Genomic DNA, 25,662 nt, shown 5'->3' with positions numbered 1-25,662 from the left:
TATCCCACCACATTCACAGGTCGAATAAATTGACGCCGGATTGGTTTTCGGTCAACGGGCGAATTTTCTGACAGCAAACTTTCGATGATCTTGAGGCCCCGATGACCTCGTCCTCCATCGCCACCGACCACCGGGTGACCACGCACCCGAATAGCGCTCGGCGGACACCTCGAAGTTTGACCGGCGCTTGACCCTCCCGTTCGCCGGGAGTCAGGTTCTGCGCAGCGATCCCTGTCAGCCGATGACAGAGATCTGTGCGCGGCCCGTCAGTGCCGGTTCGTAGCGTTCCGGCTGTGAAGAACACCAAAGTCCTGATCTCCGGCGCCAGCATCGCCGGTCCGGCACTGGCCTACTGGCTGAACCGCTACGGCTTCGAGGTCACGGTGGTGGAGAAGGCCCCCACGCTGCGGCCGGGCGGGCAGCCGGTCGACTTCAAGGGCGACACCCACCTCACCGTGCTGAGCCGGATGGGCATCCTCGATGACATCCGCCGGGCCCAGACCGGCGGCACCGGCGACGGCACCGTGATCGACGCGAACGGCCGCAAGATCGGCACCATCCCGGGTGAGTTCAGCGCCGGTGAGCTCGAGATCGTGCGCGGCGACCTGGCCCGGCTGCTGTACGACCGCACGTCGTCCACCTGCGAGTACGTCTTCGGTGACTCGATCGCCTCACTCACCGAGACCGACGACGGCGTCGAGGTGACGTTCGTCCACGGCCCCGCCCGCACGTTCGACCTGGTGATGGGCACCGACGGGATCCATTCGAACACCCGCAGGCTGGCCTTCGGCCCGGAGTCCGACTACGTGAGCCATCTCGGCTACTACTACGCCCTGGCCGACCTGGACCTCGACGGTGACGACGACGTGATGTACAACGAGCCGGGCCGCGGGGTCATGCTCAACGGGCCGAAGGCCCCGGCCTTCTTCGTCTTCGCGTCCGGCCGGCTCGATTTCGGCCAGGACGACGTGGACCAGCAGAAGCAGGCCCTGATCCACGCCTTCCGGGGCGGGAACTGGCGTATCCCCGAGCTGATCGACCGCGTCCCGGCCGCCCGGAACTTCTACCTCGACTCCCTCAGCCGGGTCACCACCGACCGCTACAGCAGTGGACGAGTCGCTCTGGTGGGTGACTCGGCCTACGGGAACACGCTGGGTGGGTTCGGGACCGGTCTGGCGATCGTCGGCGCGTACGTGCTGGCCGGTGAGCTGCTCCGGGCCCAGGGCGATCACCGGGTCGCCTACGCGCAGTACGAAACCCGCTTCCGCGGCTACGCCAAGGTCTCCCAGCAGGTCAGCGCCGGCCGCCTGCTGGCCCCCCGCACCCGCCTGGGCCTGCGGGCCCGCAACACGATGTTCTCGGCGTCGTTCCTGTTCGCCCCACTGATGAAGCTGATGGATCACTTCGCCACCGACATCGACCTCGTCGACTACCCCCGCGAGGAGCGACTGACAGGCCGCTGACCTGGATCAATACTCGCCCCCGGCGATCGGTGGGAACGACGCGAAACGAACACCGGAGCGTCGCCAGACGAACGAGCGCTCGTCGCAGAACGAACGCGCCGGCGTCGCACAATGAACATCTGGCGGTAGCATCCGCACGTGCCCAACCCCGATTGGATCCCCCGTCACGCCGCTGCGCGGGTCGCTGCGGCTCTGGCCGACACGCGCGTCGTGCTGGTCGGTGGAGCCCGCCAGGCCGGCAAGAGCACGCTGGTACGAGTTGTCGCCGCTGACCATGATGCGGTGCGTCGCGACCTGGACCGGGAGCAGGAACGAGCGGCAGCCATCGCCGATCCGGTCGGGTTCGTCGACTTCTCCGAGCTCCTGGTCATCGACGAGATCCAGCGCGTTCCGAGTCTGTTGCTGGCCATCAAAGCCTCCGTGGACGAGGATCCTCGACCTGGCCGGTACCTCCTCACAGGCTCCTCGCAGCTGTTCGGCATGCTCGACGCCCCGGACGCCCTTCCGGGCCGGATGGAGACGGTCGAGCTGTGGCCGCTCGCCCAGGGGGAACTGGACGGTGAGCCGGACGGCTTCGTCGACGCAATTTTCGAGCTGGGCCCGGATCTGCACCACGAGTCGAGCATCACCCGGGCCGACTACGCCGCGAGGATCGTGCGCGGTGGCCTCCCGGAGGCCATCACCCGGGAGAACGACCGACGACGGGAACGCTTCCTCGATGCCTACGTCCAGTCACTCATCGACCGCGACATCCGTCAGCTCTCCGAGATCCAGCACAAGGGTGCTCTCCGGCAGATGGTCCGTCTCCTGGCTGCCCGATCGGCGACCCTCATCGTGCCCGGCTCCCTGGCGTCAGAGCTGGGCATCACCAGGCCGACCATTTCCCGCTACCTCCAGGCACTCGAAGAGATCTTCCTGATCAAGCGGGTCCCGGGCTGGTCACGTGACCTCGGCACCCGCGCGACGAGCACGCCCAAGCTGTTTTTCGTCGACTCCGGGATCGCCGCCAACGAGATCGCCGCCGATGCGAGATCATTGCTGCGCCCGGACTCCCCGTTCGGATCCCTCCTGGAATCCTTCGTACTGTCGGAACTCTCGCGACAACTCACCTGGTCCACCCGGGCGGTCAATCTTTTCCACTACCGCGATCACAGCAAGTACGAGGTCGATGCGGTGCTGGAGAGTCGTTCCGGTCAGGTCGTGGGCATCGAGGTGAAAGCCGCCTCGACCGTACGGACCGACGACTTCCGCGGTCTGCGCCGGCTGGCCGAGCGACTCGGCGACGACTTCGTCGCCGGTGTCGTGCTCTACACCGGCACCGCGACACTGCCCTTCGGGGAGAAGATGCGAGCCATTCCGGTCAGTGCCCTCTGGCAGGCCGGCGAGGCCGAGGCCTGAGAGCGGCGGTCGGCGGTCAGCCGCCCGTGACGGACAGCTCTCCTTCGGGCCGGGTGCGCAGGTCGATCTCCTCGTCGGCCTGCGAGCGCGTGAGCAGCGAGGTCACCACGAACGCCAGCAGGCTCACCGCCGCGGCGACCATGGTCGCCCAGCCGTCGAGACCGGCGTCCACCATGCTGTTCTCGATGTAGAAGAGGTCATTGGGGACGCCGTAGAGAGTTGGCACCAGAGCCAGCAGTACCAGCCGCACGACCAGGCCCACACCGGCCGCGACCAGCGCCGCGGTCGAGGTGGAGCGCTTCCAGAACAGGCCGAGCAGGAAGGGCCCGGCCAGACAGGCGAGCATCAGGTCGAAGGCCAGGGTGAGCAGGATGCCGGTCTGGCTCACCCGGATCGCGAGCACGACGGCCACGACGACCACGGGGAGCATGGCGACGCGGGTCCAGCGCAGCAGCGGGTCGCGGTGGCCGGGAGCGACCTGGCGGCGGACCCCGGCAATGTTCCGAACGGCGACGGCGGACGTGGCCAGGATGGCGCCCGAGGCGGTGGAGAACGACGCCGCGACGATGCCCGACAGCGACAGGATCGCCAGCATGACGGGGGCGTGGTCGTCGAGGAGCTGGTAGATGATCGGGCCGTTCTCGCTGCTCAGGCCGAGTGCCGAGACCGAGGTCAGGGCGATGAGCGACCAGAGCACGCCGACGACGGCGGTCGCCCCGGCACCGATGAAGCACGCCTTCTGGGCCGCGGCCGGGCTTTTCGCGGCGAAGATGCGCTGCATGAAGTCGATGGCAACGAGGTCGCCGATGCCCAGGGAGATCAGGGTGGCCCAGTTCACGGCCGCGCCCTGGCCGGTGTCGGTGAGCTGGCCGAGGTCGAAGGGCCCGAGGCCGTCGGGAATCGCGATGCCGTATTCACTCGCCACCCAGACGAAGAGCACGACGGTGGCGACGCCGGTGATGACGGCCTGGATCACGGCCGTGTAGGCGTCGGAGAACAGCCCGCCGCCGATCGTGTAGGCCAGCACCAGGCACACGGCCAGCACCACCCCGGCGTCGTACGACATGCTGGTGAAGGTCTCCATCAGGAACCCCATCGCCACCAGGTTGCCCGCGAGCAGGATGGTGAAGGCGAAGATCATGAGCACCGACGAGACCACCTCGACGGGCCGGTTGTAGCGCCGCGCGAAGAAGTCGCCGAGGGTGAAGAGCCCCATCTGGTTCATCGGCCGGGCCAGGAACAACCCGGCCAGCAGCAGGCAGACCGCCAGACCCAGCGCGAGCGAGGCCCCGGCCCAGAACCCGTACGTCGCGCTGAGATCCGTGTTCCCGACGGTCGCGTTGCTGTCGACGGCGGCGGTGGTCAGCGCGACCGCGACCAGGGGCACCCCGAGCTGGCGCCCGGCCACGAGATAATTGGTGCTGTCGCCGTCGACCTTGCGGGCCACGGCTATGCCGACGACCAGCACGACGAGCACGGACAGTCCGACACCGGCGGTGATCACAGGCAGCTCCTCGGTCAGGCAGATCTGACGAGTTTCGATCACCCGACAGATAACCGGGGCCCGGTTACACGCGCACGCCCGACCGCGCACAATCTCGTTAACCGAGGGCCCGCCGCGGGACAGCGCCCCGTCCGGAGCCCTGTCGTCACGCCTGTGTCATCCGATGGCGACCGAACCAGGACAACGTATCCGGAATTCCACTCTCTGGGATCGATCCGACACCACCCGATTGCTGCGCAGGACCGCCTGCCTCGCACCGTCCTGACGCCCCGACCGGATTAGGCCCCCCACCACTCCTCTGTTCGTGATCATGCGAACAGGAGGGGGGTCACCGCGCTGAAAATCAAAATGGTGGACGTCGTTGTCCTCCCGCGCTTGTGGCTCCCGTCGGTCTCAGAAGGGCCGATTGAGCCTGGCACCCGACGGACCGGCTGGCCACCGGCTGGCCACCGGCCGGCCACCGGCGAAGACTGAGCCGACGAGCGATCTGAGGCGGGCGGCGAACGTGGTCTCCGCATCGCCCGTCACCAGGGTGATGTCGTGGGGTTCGAACTTCCCCGGCCCGTTGTGGGCGTAGGAATCCTCAGCCGTTCTGATCACCAGGGGATTCACCGCGAGCGGCTGGAAGAACAGCGCGAAAGGTCCTGCGCCGTCACGCACGTGTCACCCGAGCTCGTCCCCCATCGCATCCATGGCCTCGTCGCGGCACAGCGCGATGTCGCCCTTCTCCAGCCGGGGCGTGATGTCCCCGGTCCGGGGAGATCAGCCCGTCGTCACCGAGAACAGCCAGCACGCCCCAGTCCTGCGCGACCGTGTCCGAACGGCCTGCAGCCGCGACCCGATCGACCCCGGTACGAGAAAGGCCTCGTCGTCACCGGTCATCGGGCACTCCGCTCCAGGTCGGCGTCGACGGTCAGGTGCGGGGGCGAGGGGGTCTCCAGCCGGAAACCCGGCCCGTTGCTGCTGCGGGTCTCGCTCCGGTAGCGCCCGGGTGTCTTCTCGTGAGCCCGGGTGAAGGCCCGGGAGAAGGCCGGCACCGACCCGTAACCGACGCGGGCGGCGATGGATTCGAGCGAGTCGTGGGTGTCGCGCAGCCGCACGGCCGCCAGGTCCATCCGCCAGGTCGCCAGGTAGGCCGCCGGGGTGTGCCCGGTCGCGGCCGGGAATCGTCGGGCCAGGGTGGCGCGGGAGACCGAGATGGCCTCGGCCAGCGACGACGTCGTCCACGGGGTGGCCGGGTCTTCGTGCAGGCACTGCAGGGCCTTCCCGACGACCGGGTCGTAGAGCGCGCCCAGCCAGGTGCCGAAGCACTCGGGCGGACTGTCCGCGAGCCACGCCCGCAGCATCTGGATGAGCACGATGTCGACCAGGTTCTTGAGCACCGCCGACGTCCCGACCTGCGGGTCGGCCAGTTCCCGGCCGAGCATGCGCACGGTGTCGTTCAGGCCCGCCGCCCCCGCCTCGCCCCGCACGTGCACCAGCTCGGGCAGGGTCGTCAGTACCTGGGTCAGGGTGGCGGGGTCGCGGTCGTAGTGGATGGTCACGATGCGCGTGGTGGCGGGCTGCGACCCGAGCCGGATCACCTCTCCCGTACCCCGCCCCCGAGCGGTCGCATGCTCGCACCGCGCCCGGGCGGCGACGTCTCGCGGCTCGTCGCCCAGCCCGTGCAGGGTGCCCGCGGGCAGGAGCACGACGTCTCCGGCCGCCAGCTCCACCGGGTCGCGGTCGGGCACCGTGAGCCAGGCCCGGCCGGCGGTCACGGCGTGCAGAGCGGTGCCCGGGTAGTCGTCGAGGACGATCGCCCAGTGGCCGCCCGCCTCGACGCGCGTGCTCAGGGCACCCCGGACGCCGGAGATGGCCAGGGCGTCGGCAAGGGGGTCCATCGGGCGATAGTAGCAAGCCACGTCACCGATGAGGCAGACGATCAATGAACTGAGCCCGACGGAGATTGATTGGCTCACCCGGCGAAACATACGGTTCCTGGAGTCAAGAGATAGTCCGAAAGGGGAACCACCGTGGACCACCACACCTGGACCGGCCTGAGGGTCACCGTGGCCGACGGCGTCGCGACCGTGACGCTCGACCACCCGCCTCTCAATCTCATGGACGGTGTCCTGCTGCCGTCCCTGCGCGGATTCGTCCACCAGGTGCGCGACGACGCCGACGTGCGCGTCATCGTGTTCCAGAGCGCCGACCCGGAGTTCTTCAGCGCGCACGGCGACATGGCCTACGTCATCGACCCGGACGCCCTGCCCGCCGCCACCCGGGCCGCGGTCGCCGCCGCCCCGGGCGCCGTGATCCCGGAGGGCCTGAACATCCTCCAGGCCGTGGCCGAGGAGGTGCGCGCCCTGCCCCAGGTGACCATCGGCAAGATCGCCGGTTACGCCCGGGGCGCCGGTAACGAGTTCCTGATGGCCCTCGACCTGCGGTTCGCGGCGATCGGCCGGTCGGGCCAGGCCCAGCCCGAGTCGCTGCTGAAAATTCTTCCCGGGGGCGGCGGCACGGTGAACATGACCCGTCTGCTCGGCCGGGCCCGGGCCCTCGAACTGCTCGTCGGCGGCCAGTTGGTCGGGGCCGAGGTGGCCGAGCGCTACGGCCTGGTGAACCGGGCCCTGCCCGCCGACGAGATCGACGCCTTCGTCGACACCCTGGCGCGCCGGATGGCCCGGGTACGGCCCGAGGTCGTCGCCGCGATCAAGGCCACCGTCGACGCTGTGGCCCCGGGCATCCCGCACGAGGCCTTCGCCGTCGAGAACACCTCGCTGTACTCACTGTTCACGCCCGACCTCGTCGACCTGGCCCACCGCCAGCTCGCCGCCGGCGTTCAGACCCGCGAGGGCGAGCGGGATCTGGAGGGACTCATCGACAGCCTGTGAGGTAGAGGTCGATGGCGGTCGCCAGGCGCTCGCGGTAGAGCTCCTGCGACGCGACCTGGCGCTTCAGCCCGATCGACGTGCTGATGAGCGTCGGAGCGGCCCGGGCGGCGGAATCCGGGCCGCACACAGCCGCGATCGCGTCGGTGAGCAACTGCCCGAACCGCTGCGACAGGGTCTGCGCGATCGGGCCGAGCAGGTCGGGGTTGGCCTCGATGACCTCGGTGATGTCCCGGGCCAGGGGGCCGACGTAACGCCCGGCCCACTGGTCGAATGCCTCCAGCAGGCGTTCACCCAGAGGCCGGTCCGGGTCGGCCAGCACCCGCTCGACCGCGGCGATGTCACGCTCCAGCATCTGGGTGGCCGCGGCCCGGAACAGCGCTTCCTTGGAGTCGAACAGGAAGTACAGGCCGGGCCGCGAGATCCGGGCCGCCCGCGCGACCTCTTCCATGGAGGTCTTGCGGTAACCGAAGCGGGCGAAGGTGCCCAGGGCCGACTCGAGCACCGCGTCGCGCCGTGCGCTGCCGGGCGCCGGGCGCTCGTCCTGCTGCCTGCTCATGACACCACCGTAGGACCAGATGAACACACTTTACAACTTCGGACCATTCCGTATAGTCGCCGTCATGCCCCCTCTCATCACCACGCCCTTCACCGCCTCCAGCACGACGGACGAGGTGCTCGCGGGCGTCGATCTGGCCGGTCTGCGAGCGGTCGTCACCGGGGGTTCCTCGGGCCTCGGCGCCGAAACCGCCCGCGCGCTCGCCGCTGCCGGGGCCGAGGTCACGCTGGCCGTTCGCAACCCGACCGCCGGTGACACCGTCGCCGACCGGATCGAGAAGGCGACCGGCGCGATCCGTCCCCGCGTCGCCCTCCTGGACCTCACCGACCGGGCCGGCATCACCCGGTTCACCGAGACCTGGGAAGGCCCGCTGCATCTGCTCGTCAACAATGCCGGCCTGGTCACGGGGGGCCTCGAACGCACCCGCGAGGGCTGGGAACTCCAGTTCGCCACCAACCATCTCGGCCATGTCGCCCTGGCCGTGGGCCTTCACGGTGCCCTGGCCCGGGGCGCGGCCGAACGGGACGGTGCGCGCATCGTCGCGCTCAGCTCGACGGCCCACATGCGCTCCGGCATCGATTTCGGTGATCTTCACTTCGAGCGGCGCGCCTACGACCCGCAGATCGCCTACGCGCAGTCCAAGACGGCGGATTCGCTGTTCGCCGTCGAGGCCACCCGCCGCTGGGCCGGCGACGGCATCTACGCCAACGCGGTGAACCCCGGCGGTGTGGCGACCGGGCTGCAGCGCCATTTCACGCCGCAGCAACGGAAATCACTCGACGCGGCGGAAGCGGCCGGCGTCTTCACCTACAAGAGCGTCGAGCAGGGAGCCGCCACCAGCATCGTCGCGGCCGTCGCCCCGCAGTTCGCGCGCACCGGCGGCCATTACCTCGACGACGCACAGGAGGCCTACACCGTGCCGAATGATGCCGACCTCGCGCAGCATCCCCACGGCGTCAAGGAATGGGCGCTCGATCCGGCTGCTGCCGAACGGCTCTGGGCGGTATCGGCCGAGCTCCTCGATCGTCAGGCCGGTCCGGCCGACCGCTGACCGGCCTGCGCGACAGCGCTTTCCACCTCCTGCGAGAAGAACACCCCCGGATCCAGGTCGAGGTGCGCGAACTGACCGGCGACCTCCAGGCTGACGACACCGTGCATCCGCGTCCAGAACACGGTCGCCAGGCGGAGCGGGGCCCCACCCTCGGCCGACCCCAGCAGTTCGGCCGCGACCGCGGCGAGCACGGTCAGGGCACCGAACGCCGTGTCGAACGTGTCTATCGGTGCCTGGTAACCGGGCACCGGCGTGCCGAACAGCAGCAGGTAGCGATGCGGATCGGCGAGCGCCCAGCCCCGGAAGGCCTCGGCCATCTGCCGTAGTCGCCGGTCCGGGGGCAGAGCGGCGCCGCTGGTCGCCGCCTGTTCGATGGTCTGCGCCAGGTCGGCGTACCCGTCCCGGATCAGGGCGGTGAGCAAAGCGTCGCGGTTGGCGAAGTAGCGGTACAGCGCCGGCCCCGTCATCCCCATCTGCCGGGCGATGGCGCTCAGCGAGATGCCCGCCGACCCGGACTCGGCGAGCTGCAGCATGGCCAGCCGCTTGATCTCGTCCGTTCCCTCACGGCGGTAGCGCTCGCGCCGGTTGCCCGGTGATCCCGTCATCGATCGACCCTTCCCGTTGCTCGTGATGACAGTGTACTTTCGTAACAGGGTCTAACTTGTGTTAGATGTCGTCACGACCGAGGAGAAGTCATGTCCGACACGACGGTGGTGCTGGGGGCGGGCAGCGGACTGGGCGGCGAGATCGCCCGTCAGCTCGTCGACCAGGAACGACACGTGCGAGGCGTCACTCGCAGCGGCGCCGGCATTCCGGACGGTGCGGAGAACCACCGGGCCGATCTTCTGGACCGTTCGGCCGCGATCGCCGCGTGCCGGGGTGCGTCCGTCATTCATCTGGCCACCAACGTGCCCTATCCCGACTGGGTCGGCCTGTTCCCGGTCATGGTCGACAACGCGATCGCGGCCGCGCAGGAGAGCGGGGCCAAGCTGGTGTTCGCCGACAACCTGTACTGCTACGGCCCCGTCGACGGGCCGTTCGACGAGCAGACCCCGGAGCGGCCGGTGGGCCCCAAGGAGAAACTGCGGTCCCGCCTCGGGCACATGCTGCTCGACGCCCACGCCCAGGGCCGGGCGCGGGTGACGCTCGGGCGCAGCAGTGACTACTACGGCCCCGGCTCCCGCACGTCCCTGCCCGACGAACTGATCATCGGGCCCCTGGCCAGAGGACGGAACCCGTTCTGGTTCGCACCGCGAGACGTCCCCCACACGTTCGCCTACTCGGCCGACACCGCGAGGGCCCTGATCGTGCTGGGCGACGACGATCGAGCCGACGGGCGCATCTGGCACACCCCCGCCGCCCCGACCCTGCCGGTCTCCGAATTCGCCGCACTGGCCGGAGAAGTCGCCGGCACCTCGCGCCGGCTCCTGCGCCTGCCGGGTGTGACCCCGCGCCTGATCTCACTGTTCGACCGGAGGCTGCGCGGGTACGCCGAGCTAGACCACCAGCGCACCCGGCCGTGGATCGTCGATCACTCGGCCTTCGAGCGCACCTTCGCCTCGTTCCGGGTGACACCTCACACTCAGGCCCTGAAGCACACCGTCGACTGGTACCGCACCCAGCGATAACGATACTGCGGCAAGGGAAAAGCCTGATCCAGGACTGATCACTTCCCATGATGGACGCCCGCCCGCACAGGACGCGGGTGGAGGCAGTGGTGGGGAGCCGTACGGGTACAGCGGATCCGGGATCGGGCCGTCAGCCGCCACTCGGGTTTCCTGACGTTGCGTTCTCGTGGAGCAGGCACGAGCCGTTCACGGCGAGCGTGGTGTTGCCGTAGTCGCCGAACTCCACGGTTCCGTCCTGCCCGTTGCTGATCGTGATGGCCCGGTCCTGGGGGGCGTCCCTCAGTTCGTTGACCACGGTGAAGCCGTACTGGGCGGCGATGTCGATGAGTTTCTGCTTCGCCTCGGGCCAGGCCGCGTCCGGGGTGCTCCCCTGCGCGTAACCGGCCTCGAAGGTGCCCGACTCGGCGGCCTCGATCTTCTGGAAGGGCGGGGCGCAGATGCCGGAACTGACCTCGGCCGGCTCTTTCTGCGTCCATTTCAGGTCGGGGGCCAGCTCGTCGAAGACCCCGCGCATCTCGGCGAGCATGGCCAGGTAGTCCTTCGAGCCCTGTTCGTACGAGGGCCGCGACTGCAGTTCCTTCTCGGCGTCCGCCTGCGACATCGACGCGCTCACGGTCTCTCCTCCTCCACCACCGCACCCGGCCGCGGCCAGGGCGACCGTCAGGGTGGTTATCAGGGCAGCGATGACGCTGCCGGTTCGTCGAGCCAGTTGTTCACGCCTGATCACTGTCACCGCAGCCCGCCCGGATCGCCCATCGCAGCCCGCTTGAGCTGCTCGTAGATGCTGCCGACGCCCTGGCGCACCTCGTAACCCTTCTCCGTCGCCCCGGCGGCGACGTCGGCGAACCCCTCGGCCACCTTCTCCGCCCCGGTCTCGGCCAGGTCAACGGCCGAGTCCCGTACCTCTACCAGTTCCTCGCCGATCTTCTCGCCCAGACGCTCGCCGATCTCGCCGCCGGGCCCCAGGGGGTTGGTCGCGCTGTCCCGGAGGATCTCCCCGAGCGGAACGTTGTGGTCACCCTCCACGACCCGGTCTTCCTGGCCCGCGACGAGCGACTGGAGGTTGTGCTGGCTGGTCGTGCCCTCGTTGAGGTACGAGGTGTGCAGCGTGATGCCCGAGAGCTTGCCCTCCTGGGCGTCCTGGACCTCGTTGGTGTCCAGCTGCACGACCCCGTCCATCTCGCTCGGGTCCTTGCCGAAGCGCTGCAGGTCGCCGACCCCGTCCCAGTTGGCTTCCTCGTAGAAGACCTTGCCCGAGGGCACTTTCAGGTCGTTCACGTCGTTGACGCCGAGGCCCGGCGAGCCGAAGAAGGCCACCCGGTCCACGCCGGTGTTCGCGTGCTGCAGGGCGTATCCGGTGGTGGTGGAACCGTAGGAGTGCCCGAGCGCGGTGATGTCCGCGTGGTCGTTCTTGACGTTGATGCCCTGGTAGAACTCGGCCAGGCGGTCGCCGCCGGTACGGGCGCTGTTGGCCATGGCCACCGAGTCACCGTCGAAGTCGGTCAGGCTCTCGGCCGAGATCTGCGGGGCCTGATACCCCAGCCAGGTCACCATGGCGACGTCCTCGCCGGCGGTCGCCGGGTCGCGGTTCAGGGAACGTTCCGCGCCCAGCCGCATCTTGCGCATGTCTTCGGCGTACCCGTCCATGTCCTGCACGGTCGAGGTCAGGCCGGGCGTGAAGACGCCGACCTGATCTGCGGTGTCGGGGTTCCCGTTGGAGATGATGGCCTGAGCGCGCTGGTTGCTGATGTCCAGGCCGAGGATCATCGTGCTGTCCTGCCGGCCCAGACGGTCCACGGTGTCCAGCGAGTCGCGCTTGTCCTCGAGTTCGCCGATGGCCTTCTCCAGGGCCTTCTTGCGGTCCTTGTCGTCGGGACCGAGCCCGGCGAGCTCGTTCCTGAGCGACCAGAGCTGATCCTTCACCTGTTCCTGGTAGACCGGCAGCAGGGCGGTGCTGGCCGCATCGAGAACGTCGGCGGGCAGCCCGTTGCGGTTGTTGATCCAGTCCGGGTGATCCTTGAGGATCTCCGTCTTCTCGGCCTCCGTGAGGCTGTCCCACCAGGCTTTGTTCTGCGCCGGCGTAGCGTCTTTCGCCGGCTGGCCGTAGAGGTCGGCGACGCCGGCGTTCTCACCGCGCAGCGCCGCGTCGTCCGGGCTCCGGTAGTCGTACTGGGCCAGCGCACCGCTCATCACCTGGCCGTTCAGCACCTGGGACAGGTCCTGATCGACATCCCCGGCGCGGCGCACCGCCTCCGCGACGTACGCGGCGCACTCGTCCACCAGGAGTGAGCGCGCGTCGCGGGCCAGTTCCTCGTCGTGCTCGGTGGCGTAACACATGGTCAGACCGCGCACGTCCTGCACGTTCGTCGCGGTGATCTCCAGGCCGTTGTCCGCGGCGAACTGCTCGGCCCGCTTCACCGCCCGCTCGACGTCCACCACCCCGTCCGACGCGTCCAGCAGCCCCCGCCGCACCGCGGCCACCTCGGCGATCCGGTCCTCGAGCAGCTCCTTGAGCTGATCCAGTTGCGCACGGGCCCCGTCGGAGGCCGTACCGCTCCAGCTCGGCGGCGCGACCTTGTTCAGGCCGTCACCCGTGTCGATCAGCCGATCCTCGACGTCACGCAGGTTCTGAGCCGCGCCCTCCAGATCGCTCGACCGCCAGTCGCGCACCTGCGCCCAGGCCGCGCTCACCACTTCCCACCCTGCGATTTCATCATGAGCCCCTCCCATAATCGCAGCTCAGAGAGTACCAAACGCCCCATTGGCACGTCCGGCCATCAGCAGGTCACACAGGGTGGATCACACGCAAGGGCCCCTCGGTCTCGGTCGGCACCTCGAACCCGTCGAAGTACCGCGCCGCCAGCTCTTCGCTCAGCACCGCATCGTCCGCGTGCACCCCGCGCCGATCCCGCACCCGCCGGAGAACGGTTTCGCGATCGGTTGCCAGGTAGATGGTTTCGGGTACCACGACGAACGGCTCGAGCAGGCTGCGGTAGTCGTCACGCATCGCCCGCGACCAGAACGAGAAATCCAGGACGACGTCGCGTCCCTCCGAGACCAGCTTCACCAGGCGGTCTTTCAGATCGCTTTCGACCTCGGCCCGGACCGGCCCGGGCGGCAGCGCCCCCGGAAACCCCCGCTGCCACAGTTCGACATCGAACGAGAGCCGCACCATCCCCTGCCCCTCCAGCTGCCGGGCGAACGTCGACTTCCCCGATCCGGCCGGCCCACACATGAAGACGACGCGTGCCATACCTCTCACTCCAGTCCACCACCAGGAAACCAGCAACGACGGCGCACCGCTCCCGACCGGCAATGCGCGAATATGCTCCCACTCAACCCATGGGCTGAAATCATCACATTGCATCAATGGGAGAATATCCGCACACTAAGGACGCTGGATGCCCACCGGAGATGACGCCCCCGAAGCCCTTCAAGCTGCCGCGTGGGGCGTGGTCCGGTCGCCCGAAGACCTGGGAGCGTTCGTCGCCCGCTTGCGGTACGCCAACAATCTGACCCAGGACGAGCTGGCGCAACGTCTGGGCATCTCCCGCCGCTACGTGTACGAGATCGAGTCGGGAAAGCCAAATCTCTATGCACTGCGCCTGTTCGAGATCCTCAACCTCCCGAACGCAACCATGACCGTGGCCCATGACCCGAACCACGGTTCCTGGCCGACGCCCTCCTCGGTCCACCGGCAGATCAACGAGACAGACCATGACTAGCCCCGCGCAACTCGACGTATGGCTGTACGGCGCCCACATCGCAACCCTTACCGGCGAGACCCGTTCCGGACTGGTTCATCCGACCTTGGCCTGGACGGTCGAGAGCATCCGGCGATGGGGTCCTGGCAGCCGCGTGCTCTCCGCGAAGTTGCCGATCGGGTCGAAAGTCGTGCCGGCGCTCGTCAGAACTTATCTGGACGGTCTCCTTCCCGAAGGCAATGCGAGAACGAACCACGCGATGGCCGCGGGTATCGCCCCCGACGACACCCTCGGTCTCATCTCCGCCTATGGCCGCGACACGCCGGGCGCCGCGATCTTCGTCGAACGAGGTCACGGTGATCCCACTTCTGCGGGGCATTACGAGCCACTCAGCCTTGCCGAAGTAGCCGAACGTCTCCGCTCTGCGGACAAGTTCTCGCCGGCCCGGTTCGACGATGTCATCGAGTCGAGCACCTTGCCCGGCATGGTTCCCAAGTCGCACTGCACCGGGGAACGACTGAGAACGGCGACACCTGGTACGCGTGCAAGGACGGCGCGGCCTCCACCTGGATCGTCAAGAGAAGCGCCCCTGAAGACACCGATGCCGGCGACATCATCGACACCGAAGTCGCCTGCCTGGCGCTCGCACGCGATCTCGGATTGACAACCGTGGAAGCAGAGGTGATCTGCTTCGGGGAAGGAGACCTCAGAGCCATAGCCGTTTCCCGGTACGACCGCATGCCCGGCCTGACGGCCGGTTCGAGGCGCCCGGTACCACCGATCCGCGTCTGCACCAGGAAGACCTGGCTCAGGCCATCGGCCTGAACACCGCCGACCCGAATCGCAAATCCCAGTGGGGTTCGCGGATGCCCTCGCTCCGCCACGCTGCCGACGTCCTCCGCCTCGACGGGGGCGACCGCGACCAGCTGTTGCGCCTGGCCACTTTCTCCCACCTGGTCGGCAACACAGACATGCACGCCAAGAACATCTCGTTCCTTCGCCGCCCAGCAGCCGCGTCAGCCTCGCCCCCGCGTACGACACGGCCATGCACCTTCACCACGAACGCGAGGCACGGCGCTTCGCGCTGGATGTGAATGGTAAGCATCTCGTCGAAGACGTCGCCCTCAACGATCTGATCGCCGAAGGGACGAGTTGGGGACTCCCGACTCCACGGGCCCAGAAGACAGTCGAACAGACGGTGCACGACCTGTCCATCGCCCTGGACCGCATCAACCCTGCGCTCTATCCAGGCGTGACTGATGAAGCGTGGGCCAGGGTCCGGGACCGTGTGGTCCAGGCTACCGAGGTCCGTGTCCTACCGACCACATCCGCTACGACAGTCACCGACCGTTCTGCGCCCCGGACGACCGGTCGGCGCAAGCCCGACGGGCGCTTCGGTCCACGGCCGCCGAAGTAGGTGGGGAGCCGGCACCTCAACCTGTCGCGACGAGAATGCGGCGCAGGTCGTCGAGTCCGGTGAAGAGATGGGCCGTCCAGCCGGCCGAGGTGGCGGCGGCGACGTTTCCGGGGTCGTCGTCGACGAACACCACCGACTCCGGGGTGCCGGTGCCGATCCGGGTCAGCGCGCGGGTGCTGCCCGATGCCCTCAAGGGCAAGAACGTCTCGATGATCGGCCGGACCGATCTGCCGCACACCTTCACCGACGTTCTCGACGTCGCCCGCACGCTGATCGCGGCCGCGGCCGATCCGGAGGCCCAGGGCCGGGCCTGGCACGTGCCCTCGAACCCGCCGAAGACGCAGATCCAGGCCCTGACCGACATGCTCGCCACCGCCGGCCGGCCTCCGGTGAAGGCGCGCGGGCTGTCACCCCGGCTGCTGCGCACCCTCGGCCTGGCCTCGCCGATCATGCGGGAGATCGCCGAGGTGAGCTACCAGTGGACCAGGCCGTATGTTCTCGACGACTCCGCCGCCCGGGCCCGGTTCGGCATCGAGCCGACCCCGTGGGACGAGGTGTGCCGGCGAACCGTAGCCGGAATCGGAAAGTGACGAGACTGGAACTCTATGAATTTTCTGTGCATCAACTGAACTTCCGGCGCAACTGCGGCATCCAAGAACCCGGGCCCTGAACCCCGGAACGTGATCTGCCCGCAACCCGCCTGGAGTCCCTGTGAGTCCCGCACCCCGTCGTGCGCCGTCGCGACGCACCTTCCTGATCGGCGCCTCCGCCGCTGCCGTCACCGCCGGCTGTACCCCGGCCGCCCAGGAGAATCCCCCGCGGACCAGTGCGCCGCCCACGTCGGCGCGCAGAACGCCCACGGTGACGAAGACGTCCGGGGGCCCCATCGGGGACGGGTCGACGGCCGACACCGGCCCCCAGCCGCATCAGCCGCGCTGGAAACGGCTGAAGCCGGGTGAGGTACCGCCGCAGTTCGTGGTGTTCTCCTGGGACGGCTCGGCGAACCTGGACAGCGGACTGTTCCCGCGCTTCCGCCGGCTCGCCCAGGAGAACGGCGCGAGCATGACCTTCTTCCTGTCGGGCATCTACGCACTGCCCGAGCGGCACCGCCGGCTGTACCACCCGCCCCGGCACCCGGTCGGGGCCTCGGACATCTCGTTCCTGACCACGAAGCACGTCATCTCCACCATGCGGCAGATCGGCCGGGCATGGACGGAGGGGCACGAGATCGGGACGCACTTCAACGGTCACTTCTGCGGGGCCGACGGAGTCTCCCGATGGTCGGCCGCCGACTGGGACAGCGAGATCAAGCAGGCCAAGCACTTCGTCAAGACCTGGAAGACCACCACCGGCACGACCGGCGATCGCGACCTGCCGCCGCTGCCGTTCGACTACGAGAAGGAACTGATCGGCGGCCGCACCCCGTGCCTGGAGGGCCAGACCCACCTCCTGCCCACGGCCGAGCGCCTGGGCTGGCGCTACGACGCCTCATCGCCCGGTGCGGCCCAGGTCTGGCCCTCGAAGAAGCACGGCCTGTGGAACCTTCCGCTCCAGGCGCTGCCCTTCCCCGACGCCACCCCGGGCAAGAGCAAGCATGTGCTCTCGATGGACTACAACCTGATGTACAAGCAGTCCGGCGCGGACATGCACGGGGACCCGGCCCTGCGGCCGCGGTGGCGGGCCCAGGCCCGGGACGCGTATCTCGCCGGTTTCGAGCGGGCGCACCAGGGCAACCGGGCACCCTTGTTCATCGGCAACCACTTCGAGCAGTGGAACGGCGGCATCTACATGGACGCCGCGGAGGACGCCCTGGTCGAGATGGCCAAGAAGCCCGGTGTGAAGCTGGTGTCGTTCCGCCAGTTCGTGGACTGGCTCGACGTGCAGGACCCGCACGTCCTGGCCCGGCTCCGGGAGCTGCCGCCCGGCACCCGCCCGGCCCAGGGCTGGAAAACCTTCCTCCGCGGAGCGTGATCACCGTTGCCGGGAGGACTCGATCCGATGGGCGAGCTCCGGATTGAAGTACGGTCCCTCCTTCCGGAGCGCTTCGGTGATGCGGTCCACGACCTGTGGGGGCTTGTCCTGGCTCATCTTGTTCTTGGCCTCGAACCGGTTCACCCGCAAGCGGAAACCGACGGTCCCACGGACGATCCGGTCGGCGTAGGCGGCATTGGCCAGGGTGGCGCGCATCCGGAACGGATGTGGTAGCGGATCTTCGAAATGGTCGACGAGTTTCTCCAGTACGCGCAGGTTCTCGGCGTCGTCGAGGATCTCCGGCACCCCGTAGGCGTGGACAACCTCGAAGTTCCAGGTCGGCACGCCCGTGGGCAGCTCGTACCAGCCGGGCGAGACGTAACCGCTGGGACCGTAGAACACCACGACCAGCTCGTGCCGGCCCAGTTCGTGCAGCTGTTCGTCGGGGCGGCCCACATGGCCCAGGAGCACGATGCCGTCGGCGTCCTCGTCCAGCAGCAACGGGTAGTGGGAGACGGTCAGGCCCGGGCTGATCATCGTGGCCCAGGGGTAGGCGCGGATGAGGTCCTTCACGTCCTTCTCGCCGGTCATGGCGTAGTCGGCGGTGAATCTCATCAGCCGAGTGTGGTGTGGGTGAAGCGGCCCGCGATCAGGGTCGCCGCGACGGGGAGCGAGCGCAGCGCGGCCGGCGTCGCGCTGCGCGGATCGGCCTCCAGCACAGCGAGATCCGCGACGTCACCGGTCGCGGGCCGGAGCCGGCCGCGCATGCTCGACGCCAGGGCGACCTCAAGCGGAACCCGTTGCTCCGGATGCCACGGGGCGCGGTCGTCACGACTGCGCGCCGTGGCCGCCGAGATGGCGAACCACGGGTCGAGGGGCGAGACCGGGGCGTCCGAACCGAACCGGAGCGTGACCCCGGCCTCGTGCAGGGACCCGAACGCGAAGGCCCGGTCGGTGCGCCCCGCCCAGTGCCGATCGGCGACGTCCCGGTCGTCCATCGCGTGTTCGGGCTGCACACTCGCCACCAGCCCCAGACGCGCGAACCGGGCGAAGTCGTCCGTGCCCACGAGCTGCGCGTGCTCGATGGTCCCGCCGGTGCCGAGTTCCTCGAAGATGTCGATGACCTCGGCGTTCGCCCGGTCGCCGATCGCGTGCACGGCAGCGCGGATCCCGTGGGCCTGCGCCCGCACCAGCAGGTCCCGCAGTTCGTCCGGCGAGACCGTCGAGACCCCACACCCGTGGACACCCTCGAGTCCCGGGTAGGGATCCCAGCACAGGGCGGTGCGGGTGTTGAGCGACCCGTCGACCACCACCTTGAGGCGACCCATCGTGAGGAGACCACCGGCGTCCAGAAGATCTCCCGTACGGCGGCCGTCGGCGATCGCGGCCTCCAGCCTCTGGGGCCAGACCGCCGCCTCGACCCGCAGGCTGTCGACCCCGTCGGCGACCCGCTGCGTCCATTGGCTCAGGTTGTCGCTGTTCTCGAAGTCGACCACCCCGACGATGCCCCGCCGGGCCGCGGCCTGCGCGGCCGCCCGGAACTGGGCCGTGGTCGGCGGCGAGATCTCCAGCAGCCTCTGGCTCGCCCCGAACCAGGCCGTCTCGCGCACCAGGCCGAATGCGTCCGGCTGGACCCCGAGCCGGGAGGCCGCTGCCGAGTTCATCCACGCGCAGTGCAGATCGGCGCTGATCAGGACGACCGGCGCGGTTCCGGTCACCTCGTCCAGAGCCCGGAGGCCAGGAGGGTCGGCCCAGGTGCCGTCGCGGAACCCGAAACCGGTCAGGACGGAGCCCTCCGGGAGGATGGCCCGGCCCAGTTCCTGCCGGACCCGCTCCAGGACGTCGTCCGGGCCGGTCGTCCCACCCAGGTCCAGCCGCGACTGCTGGATGGTCCACTGGGTGAAGTGCACATGCTCGTCCCAGAGGCCGGGTACCAGAATCCGGCCGTCCAGATCGATGCTCGCCGAGGTGCCCACCGACGTTCCCGCCGGGCTGATCCGTGCGACGTGACCCGCGTCCACCATCACATCGAACAGGCCGTCATCGCCGAGGAACCGGGTGTTCCGGAATTCGAGTGTGCTCACGAGACCGAGCCCTCGAGCCGGGACGGGGCCACGAACGTCGAGATGTCGTCCGTGGTCTCGCCGTCGATCGCCAGTTCCGCGAGAATCCGGCCGATCGCCGGCGCGAACTTGAACGCGTGGCCCGCACCCAGCGCCACGATGATGTCCGGGTGCTCCTCGAGCGGGCTGAGCACGAAGTTCCGGTCCGGGGTGATCGCGTACTGACAGGTGACGGTCCGGAGCACCTGCCCGCTGCCGGGAATCGTCTTCCGCATGAAGCCCGTCAGCTCTTCCAGGAGCTCCGGCGAGGGCACGAACGTGCGCTCCCCCGGCGTCATCACGTTGTTCGACAGGTCGCGCGCCGCCTTGATGGTCGGCTCCCCGTAGGTCGGGAATCCGTAGAAGCACTCGGTGTCCTCCCAGATCCAGACCGGGAACCTGTCCCGGTCGAAGGATTCCGGCTCGGCCGGGCCGAAGTACGTGACCTGCTCCTGCATCGTGATCAGCGGCAGCTGCGCGCCGAGCGGCTCCAGCAAGGTGTTCGTCCAGGCGTCCGCGGCCAGGATCACCTTGCGGGCGAGCACATCTCCGTCGGCGGTGTGCACAATGACGCCACCCTCGACCGGAGTCAGGCGCTCGACCGGGGTGCGGTCACGGATGACGGCCCCCTTCATCCGCGCATGCATCTGGAAGGCGGCGACCGAACGGGAAGCATGGACGATGCCCGAGTCGGCCGTGTAGACCGTCTCGACGCCTTCGGCCAGGCTGAACTGGGGCCAGCGCTCCTTCACCTCGTCCGGGGAGAGCAACTCGAACGGGATCCCGACCGCGGTGAGGCTCGACACGAAGTCGGCCGCGGAGTAGGGACCGTCCTTCGGGATGAACACCAGCCCGCCGGTGACCGTGACCAGCCGCTCACCGGACGTCTCCTCGAAGTCGGCCCAGTCGCGGTAGGCCGATTCGGCGAGCCGCACGTAGGCCTCCGCCCCGTACGACGTGCGGATGATGCGTGAGGTGTCGTGCGAGGCTCCCCGCACGTGACCGAGCTCGAACTGCTCGAAGGCCACGATGCTCGCGCCCTTTCGGGCAGCGTGGTACGTGGCGGCGCTCCCGAGAGCACCCATGCCGACGACGGCTACGTCGAACGTCTCCATGGTTCACCTTCCGGTTGTCGGGGTTCAGAGCACTTTGGCGAGGAAGGACTGCGTGCGGGGATGTCGGGGGTTACCGAGAACCTCCGCCGGCGTGCCGCTCTCGACGACGACACCGTCGTCCATGAAGGTGACCGTGTCGGCGACCTCACGGGCGAAGGCGATCTCGTGCGTGACCACGATCATCGTCATGCCGTCGGCGGCCAGATCCCGCATCACGTCGAGAACCTCACCGACCAGCTCGGGGTCGAGCGCGGACGTCGGCTCGTCGAACAGCATGAGTTTCGGCCGCATGTTGAGCGCTCGGGCGATGGCGACCCGCTGCTGCTGGCCGCCGGACAGGGACCGCGGGTAGGCATCGGCCTTGTCGGCGAGCCCGACCCGTTCGAGCAGCGTGCGGGCCCGGGCCCGGGCTTCTGCGGCTTTCTCCCGCCGCACCAGCACCGGGGCCTCGATCAGGTTCTGCAGAACGGTCATGTGCGGGAAGAGGTTGAACTGCTGGAACACCATCCCGATCTCGCTGCGCCGGGTGGCGATCTCGGCGTCACGCAGCTCGTGCAGACGATCGTTGTGCTGACGGTAGCCGACCAGTTCACCGGCCACGCGGATCGTTCCGGCGTTGATCTTCTCGAGGTGGTTGATGCAGCGCAGGAAGGTGCTCTTGCCCGATCCGGACGGACCGAGCAGGCACATCACCTCGCCCTGGGTGACGCTCAGGTCGATGCCCTTCACGACCAGGTTGCTGCCGTAGTACTTGTGCACTCCGATGGCCTCGACCATGGGAGGCGTCGCGGTGGCCGTCATACCTGCTTCCGTTCTGCTGGTTGGGCCAGAGGGTCACGACGGGCCAGCAGGCGCGCCAGGAAGGGCTTCTCGGCCGGCCGGAGATCGCCCCGCCGGAAATGCCGCTCCAGGTAGAACTGCCCGGTGCTCAGGACCGCGGTCAGGAGCAGGTACCAGAGGCTCACGGTGATCAGGAGCGGGATCACCTGGTATGTGCGCGAGTAGATCGCCTGCACCTGGAAGAGCAGCTCCGGGATCGCGATGACGCTCACCAGCGAGGTGGTCTTCAGCATCGCGATGGTCTCGTTGCCGGTCGGCGGGATGATCACCCGCATCGCCTGCGGGAGCACGATCCGGCGGAAGACCTGACCCTTGCGCATTCCCAGCGCGTGCGCGGCCTGGGTCTGCCCGGGATCGACCGATTGCAAGCCGGCCCGCACGATCTCGGACATGTAGGCGCCCTCGTTGAGCCCGAGCCCCAGGATCGCCGCGACCATCGGCGTGATCAGCGTGTTCGCGCTGCCCGAGGCCAGGGTCGGGCCGAACGGGATGCCGACCGAGAGCACCGGGTACAGCGCGGCCAGATTGAACCAGAAGATCAGCTGCACGAGAAGCGGTGTGCCGCGGAAGAACCCGATGTACAGGGCAGCCGCCCCGGAGACGACCGGGTTCCTCGACTCGCGACCGAGCGCCATCAGCACGCCCATCACGACCCCGACGGCCATGGCGACCACCGTGAGGACGATGGTGGTCACCAGTCCGTCGAGCACCTGGCCGTTGAGGAAGTAACTGAAGACGATGTCCCACTGGAAGCGGGGATTCGTCAGTAGGGAGCGGATCACCAGGACCGTGATCACGAGCAGGACGACTGTCGTCACCCATTGGCCGTACCGGCGGACGGGAACGACTTTCGGGGGTTCCGGGACATCTGCGGCGGTGTGCGTCCCGAGGACGCCCGGATCACTTCGCTTCATCGGTGTGGACTTCCGACTCGGTGATGGCGCCGTCGCTGACCCCCCACTTGTCGAGAATCTTGCCGTAGGTGCCGTCGGTGATGATCTGGTTCATCGCCGCGGTCACGGCCTTCTCCAGGTCCGAACCCTGCGGGAACGCGAAACCCCAGGTGCTCGGGTCATAGTTCTCCTTGAGCACCTCGAACTGCCCGGCGGAGCGCTGGGCCTGGTAGGCCAGGGGCCCGTAGTCGGACATGTTGGCGTCCGCGCGACCGGAGGTGAGGGCGAGCGCGGCGTCGGCCTGGGTCGGGAAAACAGCCACGTCGATGGCCTTCTGACCGGCGTCGGTACAGGCCTTGGTAAAGACCGGCATGTAGTTGTCCGCGTAGACCGTGCCCTTCTGGACGGCGATCTTGTTCCCGCACATCGAGTCCAGGCCGATGTTCTTCGGGTTGCCGGCGGGCACGATCAGCGAGGTGCCGCCGGAGAAGTTGCTGACGAAGTCGACGGCCTTGAGCCGCTCCTGCGTGATGCTGAAACCGCCCGCCGCCATGTCCACACGGTTCGTCTGCAGGGCCGGGATCATGGCGTCGAACTTGATGTCCTGGAAACTGATCTCCAGGCCGAGCACGTCACCGATGGCCCGGACCTCCTCGATGTCCGCCCCGACAAGGGTCTTCTGGTCGTCGGCGAGCAGATAGAAGGGCGGGTAGCCGGGGCCGGCCGCGACGGTGATCTTCCCGGCGTCGGCGACGTCGGAAGGCACCAGCGCGGCGATGGACTCGTCGAACGTGCCGGGAATCGACTCGGCCGTGATGGCGTCGGGGGCCGATCCCGAGGTCGCGGAGGAACCGGCGGAGTCGTCGGCGCAGGCACTCAGGAGAGCCATCGCTCCGAGGGCTGCTGCGGCCGTGGCGAAAACTCTGCGGCGATGGTGAAAGACGTTCGTGCTCATGGCAACTCCTGGCGGGCCGGGGAAGCGGGCGTGGAGATGTGGTGTGCTGCGGGGACCTTCCGCGCGAGCCCTTCGGTGGGCCCTGCGGATGTCTGGGGACGCTATAGGAGCAGCCGAAACCCTTGTGGTCACGGTGGGCATGGGGTGCAATCTGAAGCCCCGAGGATTGCTGGTTCTGCTGATGAGGAAGCAATGACCACTTACGTGACCGCCGCGTTAACAATCGTTCAAATCATTGCCGGGCGGCGCGATCCCATGCTCCCGATCACGGTGGGTGCGGTGGCGCGGGAACTCGGGGCACCGCTCAGCCGCACATCACGTCTGTGTTCGGAGCTGGAGGCGGTGGGACTTCTGGAACATGGTGGGGCGTACGGCTCATATCGCCTCGGACTTGGCGCAATCCAGCTTTCCGGGCGCTCGGCGGCTCCCTTTGCGAAGTCCCTGCGGTACGCACTCACGCTGGCCGGGCACCAGACGGGCGAGACCGTCTGCCTGGGAGCCCGCTCGGGGATGTCAGTCCGGATCGTCGCAGCGGTCGAGTCCCTGTGGACGCTGCACGCCCCGGCCGAGGTGGGGGAAGTGGTCGACCAGCCGGAGGGGGCGATGCTGTCTGCGGTTCGGGCCCGGCCGGACGGCGGGATTTTCGAGTCGAAGATCGGCAGCTGCATCGAGATCGCCACCGCGGTGCTCGATCCCGACGGCGAGTGCGTCGGTGTCCTGGCCGTGCGGCTCCCGGTCTACCGCCTGGAGCAGAACGGCCCCCGGGCCCGTCTCGCGGTGCAGACCGCCCGCCTGAGCATCGAGCAGGCAATCGCGGACCGGTTCACCGAACCCCGGAGCCGGCCGGCCGGCTCCCCGGCCGACGCAACAGCGCCCTCCGCGCTCACCGCGGCGCTGCGGATCCTGCACCACCTGGCCTCGCAGTCGGACACGATCGCCGGCACGGCCCGCGGGGCGGGACTGCGCACCGACCGGACGCAGCGGCTGCTGGAGTCCTGCCGGCGGGCGGGGCTCGTGGCGACCGACGGCAACCGGAGTCGATTCCGGCTCAGCTGGGTCGTGCAAGGCTGGTACCGGGCGGCCACGGTCCCGACCATCGTCGAGCGGGGGCGGCCGCTGGTGGCCGAGGTCGCCGCCGAGACCGGTACCTGCGCCTTCATCACCGTGCTGAAGGGGATGCGGAGCTTCACCCTGGTCGAGGAGCTCGGGATGCCGGGCGAGGGGCTGCGGATGTCGCCCTGGCTCGGCCGGGCGCACCCGATCATCGGTTCCGACGGTGGCCCGGCGCTCGTCATGGATCTGGGGATGCGCGAGATCGCCGAACTGTTCCCGCCGCGCTACACCCGGCTGGAGCTCGACCGGTTCCTGCGGCGCGTGCGTCAGGTGGCCCGCGACGGGGTGCTCACGATGGAGCCGTTCGACGACACCGGGATGCTGTCGATCAGCGCGCCGGTGCGGGACTCCAGCGGTGCCGTCACCGCGGCGGCCTGCCTGGTCGGGACGACCGACTACATGGGTGTGAACGGGGAACGGTTCGAGGCCGTCGCGAAGGAACTGGCCGGCCGGGTCTCGGACCTGCTCGGCCACTGCCCGCGAATAGCCGTGGGTGAACGTTGACCCGATCGGCTGTCACCGCGGTGGTGCGCTTCACCACTGCGAGTCCCCGACCGAACAAGCCCCACAGACGCGCCGCCGGTCACTGTGAGGATCATCGATGACGAACGACTCCGTACCCGCCAGCCTCGACCTGATTCTGCGGGACGCCCTGCACGCGCTCCAGCAGCTGAGCGGCGCCGAGAACTGGAAGAACCTGCTGGTCGGGAACAGCCAGGGCACCGGGCGCGGCGCCGATCACGCGGCCGTGTACGCCTGCTCCGAACGGCACGAGCTGGCGATCATCTCCTTCCCGCACCGCCTGGTGGTCCAGCCAGGAGTCCACGACACCTCGCGTCAGGTGCGGGTCTTCCCCCGGCACCGGGTCATCGTCGCGTCGGCCGCCCACCTCACCGGCCCCGTCGGAGGGCTGGAGGACAAGATGCTCCACGACCCGATCCGGGCCCGGGAGGAGCTCCTGCTGATGGTTCCCGACGCCGGTTCTCCCAGTGGCATGACCGAGATCCGGGTCACCGGCGACAAGAGCGGTGAGGTCGCCCGGGCCGTGGCCGAGCTGACCGCGCTCAAGGTCTGAT

Annotated in this window: 25 protein-coding genes and 1 pseudogene; 13 read left to right on the top strand and 13 right to left on the bottom strand. The window is 68.7% G+C overall.

Translation table 11 applies throughout. The annotated features are described in order from the left end of the window. Nucleotides 1–293 precede the first annotated feature (293 nt). Together LR393_RS13205 and LR393_RS13200 are read left to right on the top strand one after the other, a co-directional pair. Nucleotides 294–1,463, top strand: coding sequence for an FAD-dependent monooxygenase (locus tag LR393_RS13205; protein ID WP_231484165.1), 1,170 nt, complete (start codon nt 294–296; stop codon nt 1,461–1,463). Between the two features lie 138 nt (nt 1,464–1,601). After that, nucleotides 1,602–2,861 (top strand): ATP-binding protein, encoded by a 1,260-nt coding sequence (locus LR393_RS13200; protein WP_231484164.1) that lies wholly within the window; start codon nt 1,602–1,604, stop codon nt 2,859–2,861. Nucleotides 2,862–2,877: 16 nt separating this feature from the next. On the opposite strand, the gene LR393_RS13195 is transcribed toward LR393_RS13200, so the two are convergent. Continuing rightward, a complete protein-coding gene (locus LR393_RS13195) occupies nt 2,878–4,365 on the bottom strand; it encodes a sodium:solute symporter family transporter (protein WP_231484163.1) in 1,488 nt (495 codons plus the stop codon). Nucleotides 4,366–5,243: 878 nt separating this feature from the next. Further along, nucleotides 5,244–6,248 (bottom strand): AraC family transcriptional regulator, encoded by a 1,005-nt coding sequence (locus LR393_RS13190; protein ID WP_231484162.1) that lies wholly within the window; start codon nt 6,246–6,248, stop codon nt 5,244–5,246. A 132-nt stretch (nt 6,249–6,380) separates the two neighbouring features. Here LR393_RS13190 and LR393_RS13185 point away from each other — a divergent pair, with 132 nt between their 5' ends. Next, entirely contained in the window at nt 6,381–7,241 is an 861-nt protein-coding gene (locus LR393_RS13185; protein ID WP_231484161.1) for an enoyl-CoA hydratase/isomerase family protein, read from the top strand. Here the strand turns inward: LR393_RS13185 and LR393_RS13180 are convergent. Further along, entirely contained in the window at nt 7,225–7,797 is a 573-nt protein-coding gene (locus LR393_RS13180) for a TetR/AcrR family transcriptional regulator (RefSeq protein ID WP_231484160.1), read from the bottom strand. The genes LR393_RS13185 and LR393_RS13180 overlap by 17 nt on opposite strands. Before the next feature lie 64 nt (nt 7,798–7,861). Between LR393_RS13180 and LR393_RS13175 the strand changes: the two genes are divergently transcribed. Further along, complete coding sequence (locus LR393_RS13175; protein ID WP_231484159.1) at nt 7,862–8,848, top strand: SDR family NAD(P)-dependent oxidoreductase; 987 nt, start codon at nt 7,862–7,864, stop codon at nt 8,846–8,848. Here LR393_RS13175 and LR393_RS13170 read toward each other — a convergent pair. Continuing rightward, complete coding sequence (locus LR393_RS13170; RefSeq protein WP_231484158.1) at nt 8,824–9,453, bottom strand: TetR/AcrR family transcriptional regulator; 630 nt, start codon at nt 9,451–9,453, stop codon at nt 8,824–8,826. The genes LR393_RS13175 and LR393_RS13170 overlap by 25 nt on opposite strands. Before the next feature lie 90 nt (nt 9,454–9,543). Here LR393_RS13170 and LR393_RS13165 point away from each other — a divergent pair, with 90 nt between their 5' ends. Continuing rightward, the gene (locus tag LR393_RS13165; protein ID WP_231484157.1) at nt 9,544–10,476 is read left to right on the top strand and encodes an NAD-dependent epimerase/dehydratase family protein; all 933 of its coding nucleotides are present in this window, start codon (nt 9,544–9,546) and stop codon (nt 10,474–10,476) included. Between the two features lie 130 nt (nt 10,477–10,606). Here the strand turns inward: LR393_RS13165 and LR393_RS13160 are convergent, their stop codons facing one another. The 3 genes from LR393_RS13160 to LR393_RS13150 all read right to left on the bottom strand — a co-directional run bounded on the left by LR393_RS13160 (nt 10,607) and on the right by LR393_RS13150 (nt 13,729). Next, complete coding sequence (locus LR393_RS13160; protein ID WP_231484156.1) at nt 10,607–11,089, bottom strand: LppA family lipoprotein; 483 nt, start codon at nt 11,087–11,089, stop codon at nt 10,607–10,609. A 116-nt stretch (nt 11,090–11,205) separates the two neighbouring features. Beyond that, nucleotides 11,206–13,167 (bottom strand): alpha/beta hydrolase, encoded by a 1,962-nt coding sequence (locus LR393_RS36375; protein WP_231484155.1) that lies wholly within the window; start codon nt 13,165–13,167, stop codon nt 11,206–11,208. 94 nt (nt 13,168–13,261) lie between these two features. Further along, nucleotides 13,262–13,729, bottom strand: coding sequence for an AAA family ATPase (locus tag LR393_RS13150; protein ID WP_231484154.1), 468 nt, complete (start codon nt 13,727–13,729; stop codon nt 13,262–13,264). A 148-nt stretch (nt 13,730–13,877) separates the two neighbouring features. Between LR393_RS13150 and LR393_RS13145 the strand changes: the two genes are divergently transcribed. The 6 genes and pseudogenes from LR393_RS13145 to LR393_RS13130 all read left to right on the top strand — a co-directional run bounded on the left by LR393_RS13145 (nt 13,878) and on the right by LR393_RS13130 (nt 17,568). Beyond that, nucleotides 13,878–14,201 (top strand): helix-turn-helix transcriptional regulator, encoded by a 324-nt coding sequence (locus tag LR393_RS13145; protein WP_231484153.1) that lies wholly within the window; start codon nt 13,878–13,880, stop codon nt 14,199–14,201. Further along, nucleotides 14,194–14,844: a HipA N-terminal domain-containing protein gene (locus tag LR393_RS13140; RefSeq protein ID WP_231484152.1), complete on the top strand. Its 651-nt coding sequence runs from the start codon at nt 14,194–14,196 to the stop codon at nt 14,842–14,844. Before LR393_RS13145 ends, LR393_RS13140 begins: the two co-directional genes overlap by 8 nt. After that, nucleotides 14,751–15,005, top strand: a complete 255-nt coding sequence (locus LR393_RS37010; protein ID WP_407937314.1) for a hypothetical protein — start codon at nt 14,751–14,753, stop codon at nt 15,003–15,005. The genes LR393_RS13140 and LR393_RS37010 overlap by 94 nt, the downstream gene beginning before the upstream one ends. Then, nucleotides 14,966–15,274: pseudogene (locus LR393_RS37005) on the top strand (HipA domain-containing protein); the annotation flags it as partial. The gene LR393_RS37010 and the pseudogene LR393_RS37005, both read left to right, overlap by 40 nt. Nucleotides 15,275–15,656: 382 nt before the next feature. Next, nucleotides 15,657–16,187 (top strand): Rossmann-fold NAD(P)-binding domain-containing protein, encoded by a 531-nt coding sequence (locus LR393_RS13135; protein WP_231484151.1) that lies wholly within the window; start codon nt 15,657–15,659, stop codon nt 16,185–16,187. A 121-nt stretch (nt 16,188–16,308) separates the two neighbouring features. Next, complete coding sequence (locus LR393_RS13130; RefSeq protein ID WP_231484150.1) at nt 16,309–17,568, top strand: polysaccharide deacetylase family protein; 1,260 nt, start codon at nt 16,309–16,311, stop codon at nt 17,566–17,568. Here the strand turns inward: LR393_RS13130 and LR393_RS13125 are convergent, their stop codons facing one another. From LR393_RS13125 to LR393_RS13100, 6 genes are all read right to left on the bottom strand, one after another. After that, nucleotides 17,569–18,183, bottom strand: a complete 615-nt coding sequence (locus tag LR393_RS13125) for an FMN-binding negative transcriptional regulator (protein WP_231484149.1) — start codon at nt 18,181–18,183, stop codon at nt 17,569–17,571. It abuts the gene before it with no gap. Beyond that, complete coding sequence (locus tag LR393_RS13120; RefSeq protein ID WP_231484148.1) at nt 18,183–19,652, bottom strand: amidohydrolase; 1,470 nt, start codon at nt 19,650–19,652, stop codon at nt 18,183–18,185. Before LR393_RS13120 ends, LR393_RS13125 begins: the two co-directional genes overlap by 1 nt. After that, on the bottom strand, nt 19,649–20,785 hold the full coding sequence (gene solA, locus LR393_RS13115) for an N-methyl-L-tryptophan oxidase (RefSeq protein WP_231484147.1): 1,137 nt from the start codon (nt 20,783–20,785) through the stop codon (nt 19,649–19,651). The genes LR393_RS13120 and solA overlap by 4 nt, the downstream gene beginning before the upstream one ends. Nucleotides 20,786–20,809: 24 nt before the next feature. After that, on the bottom strand, nt 20,810–21,562 hold the full coding sequence (locus LR393_RS13110; RefSeq protein WP_231484354.1) for an amino acid ABC transporter ATP-binding protein: 753 nt from the start codon (nt 21,560–21,562) through the stop codon (nt 20,810–20,812). Nucleotides 21,563–21,582: 20 nt separating this feature from the next. Next, nucleotides 21,583–22,443, bottom strand: a complete 861-nt coding sequence (locus LR393_RS13105) for an amino acid ABC transporter permease (RefSeq protein WP_231484146.1) — start codon at nt 22,441–22,443, stop codon at nt 21,583–21,585. An 82-nt stretch (nt 22,444–22,525) separates the two neighbouring features. Next, nucleotides 22,526–23,473, bottom strand: coding sequence for an ABC transporter substrate-binding protein (locus LR393_RS13100; protein ID WP_231484145.1), 948 nt, complete (start codon nt 23,471–23,473; stop codon nt 22,526–22,528). Between the two features lie 192 nt (nt 23,474–23,665). Here LR393_RS13100 and LR393_RS13095 point away from each other — a divergent pair, with 192 nt between their 5' ends. Further along, nucleotides 23,666–25,090, top strand: coding sequence for an IclR family transcriptional regulator domain-containing protein (locus LR393_RS13095; RefSeq protein WP_231484144.1), 1,425 nt, complete (start codon nt 23,666–23,668; stop codon nt 25,088–25,090). A gap of 97 nt (nt 25,091–25,187) precedes the next feature. Next, entirely contained in the window at nt 25,188–25,661 is a 474-nt protein-coding gene (locus LR393_RS13090) for a hypothetical protein (RefSeq protein ID WP_231484143.1), read from the top strand. The last annotated feature ends 1 nt before the right edge of the window (nt 25,662 follow it).

It is taken from the genome of Kineosporia mesophila (assembly GCF_021129235.1).
GTDB classification, from domain to species: domain Bacteria; phylum Actinomycetota; class Actinomycetes; order Actinomycetales; family Kineosporiaceae; genus Kineosporia; species Kineosporia mesophila.
This window is presented reverse-complemented; position numbering and strand designations above follow the sequence as displayed.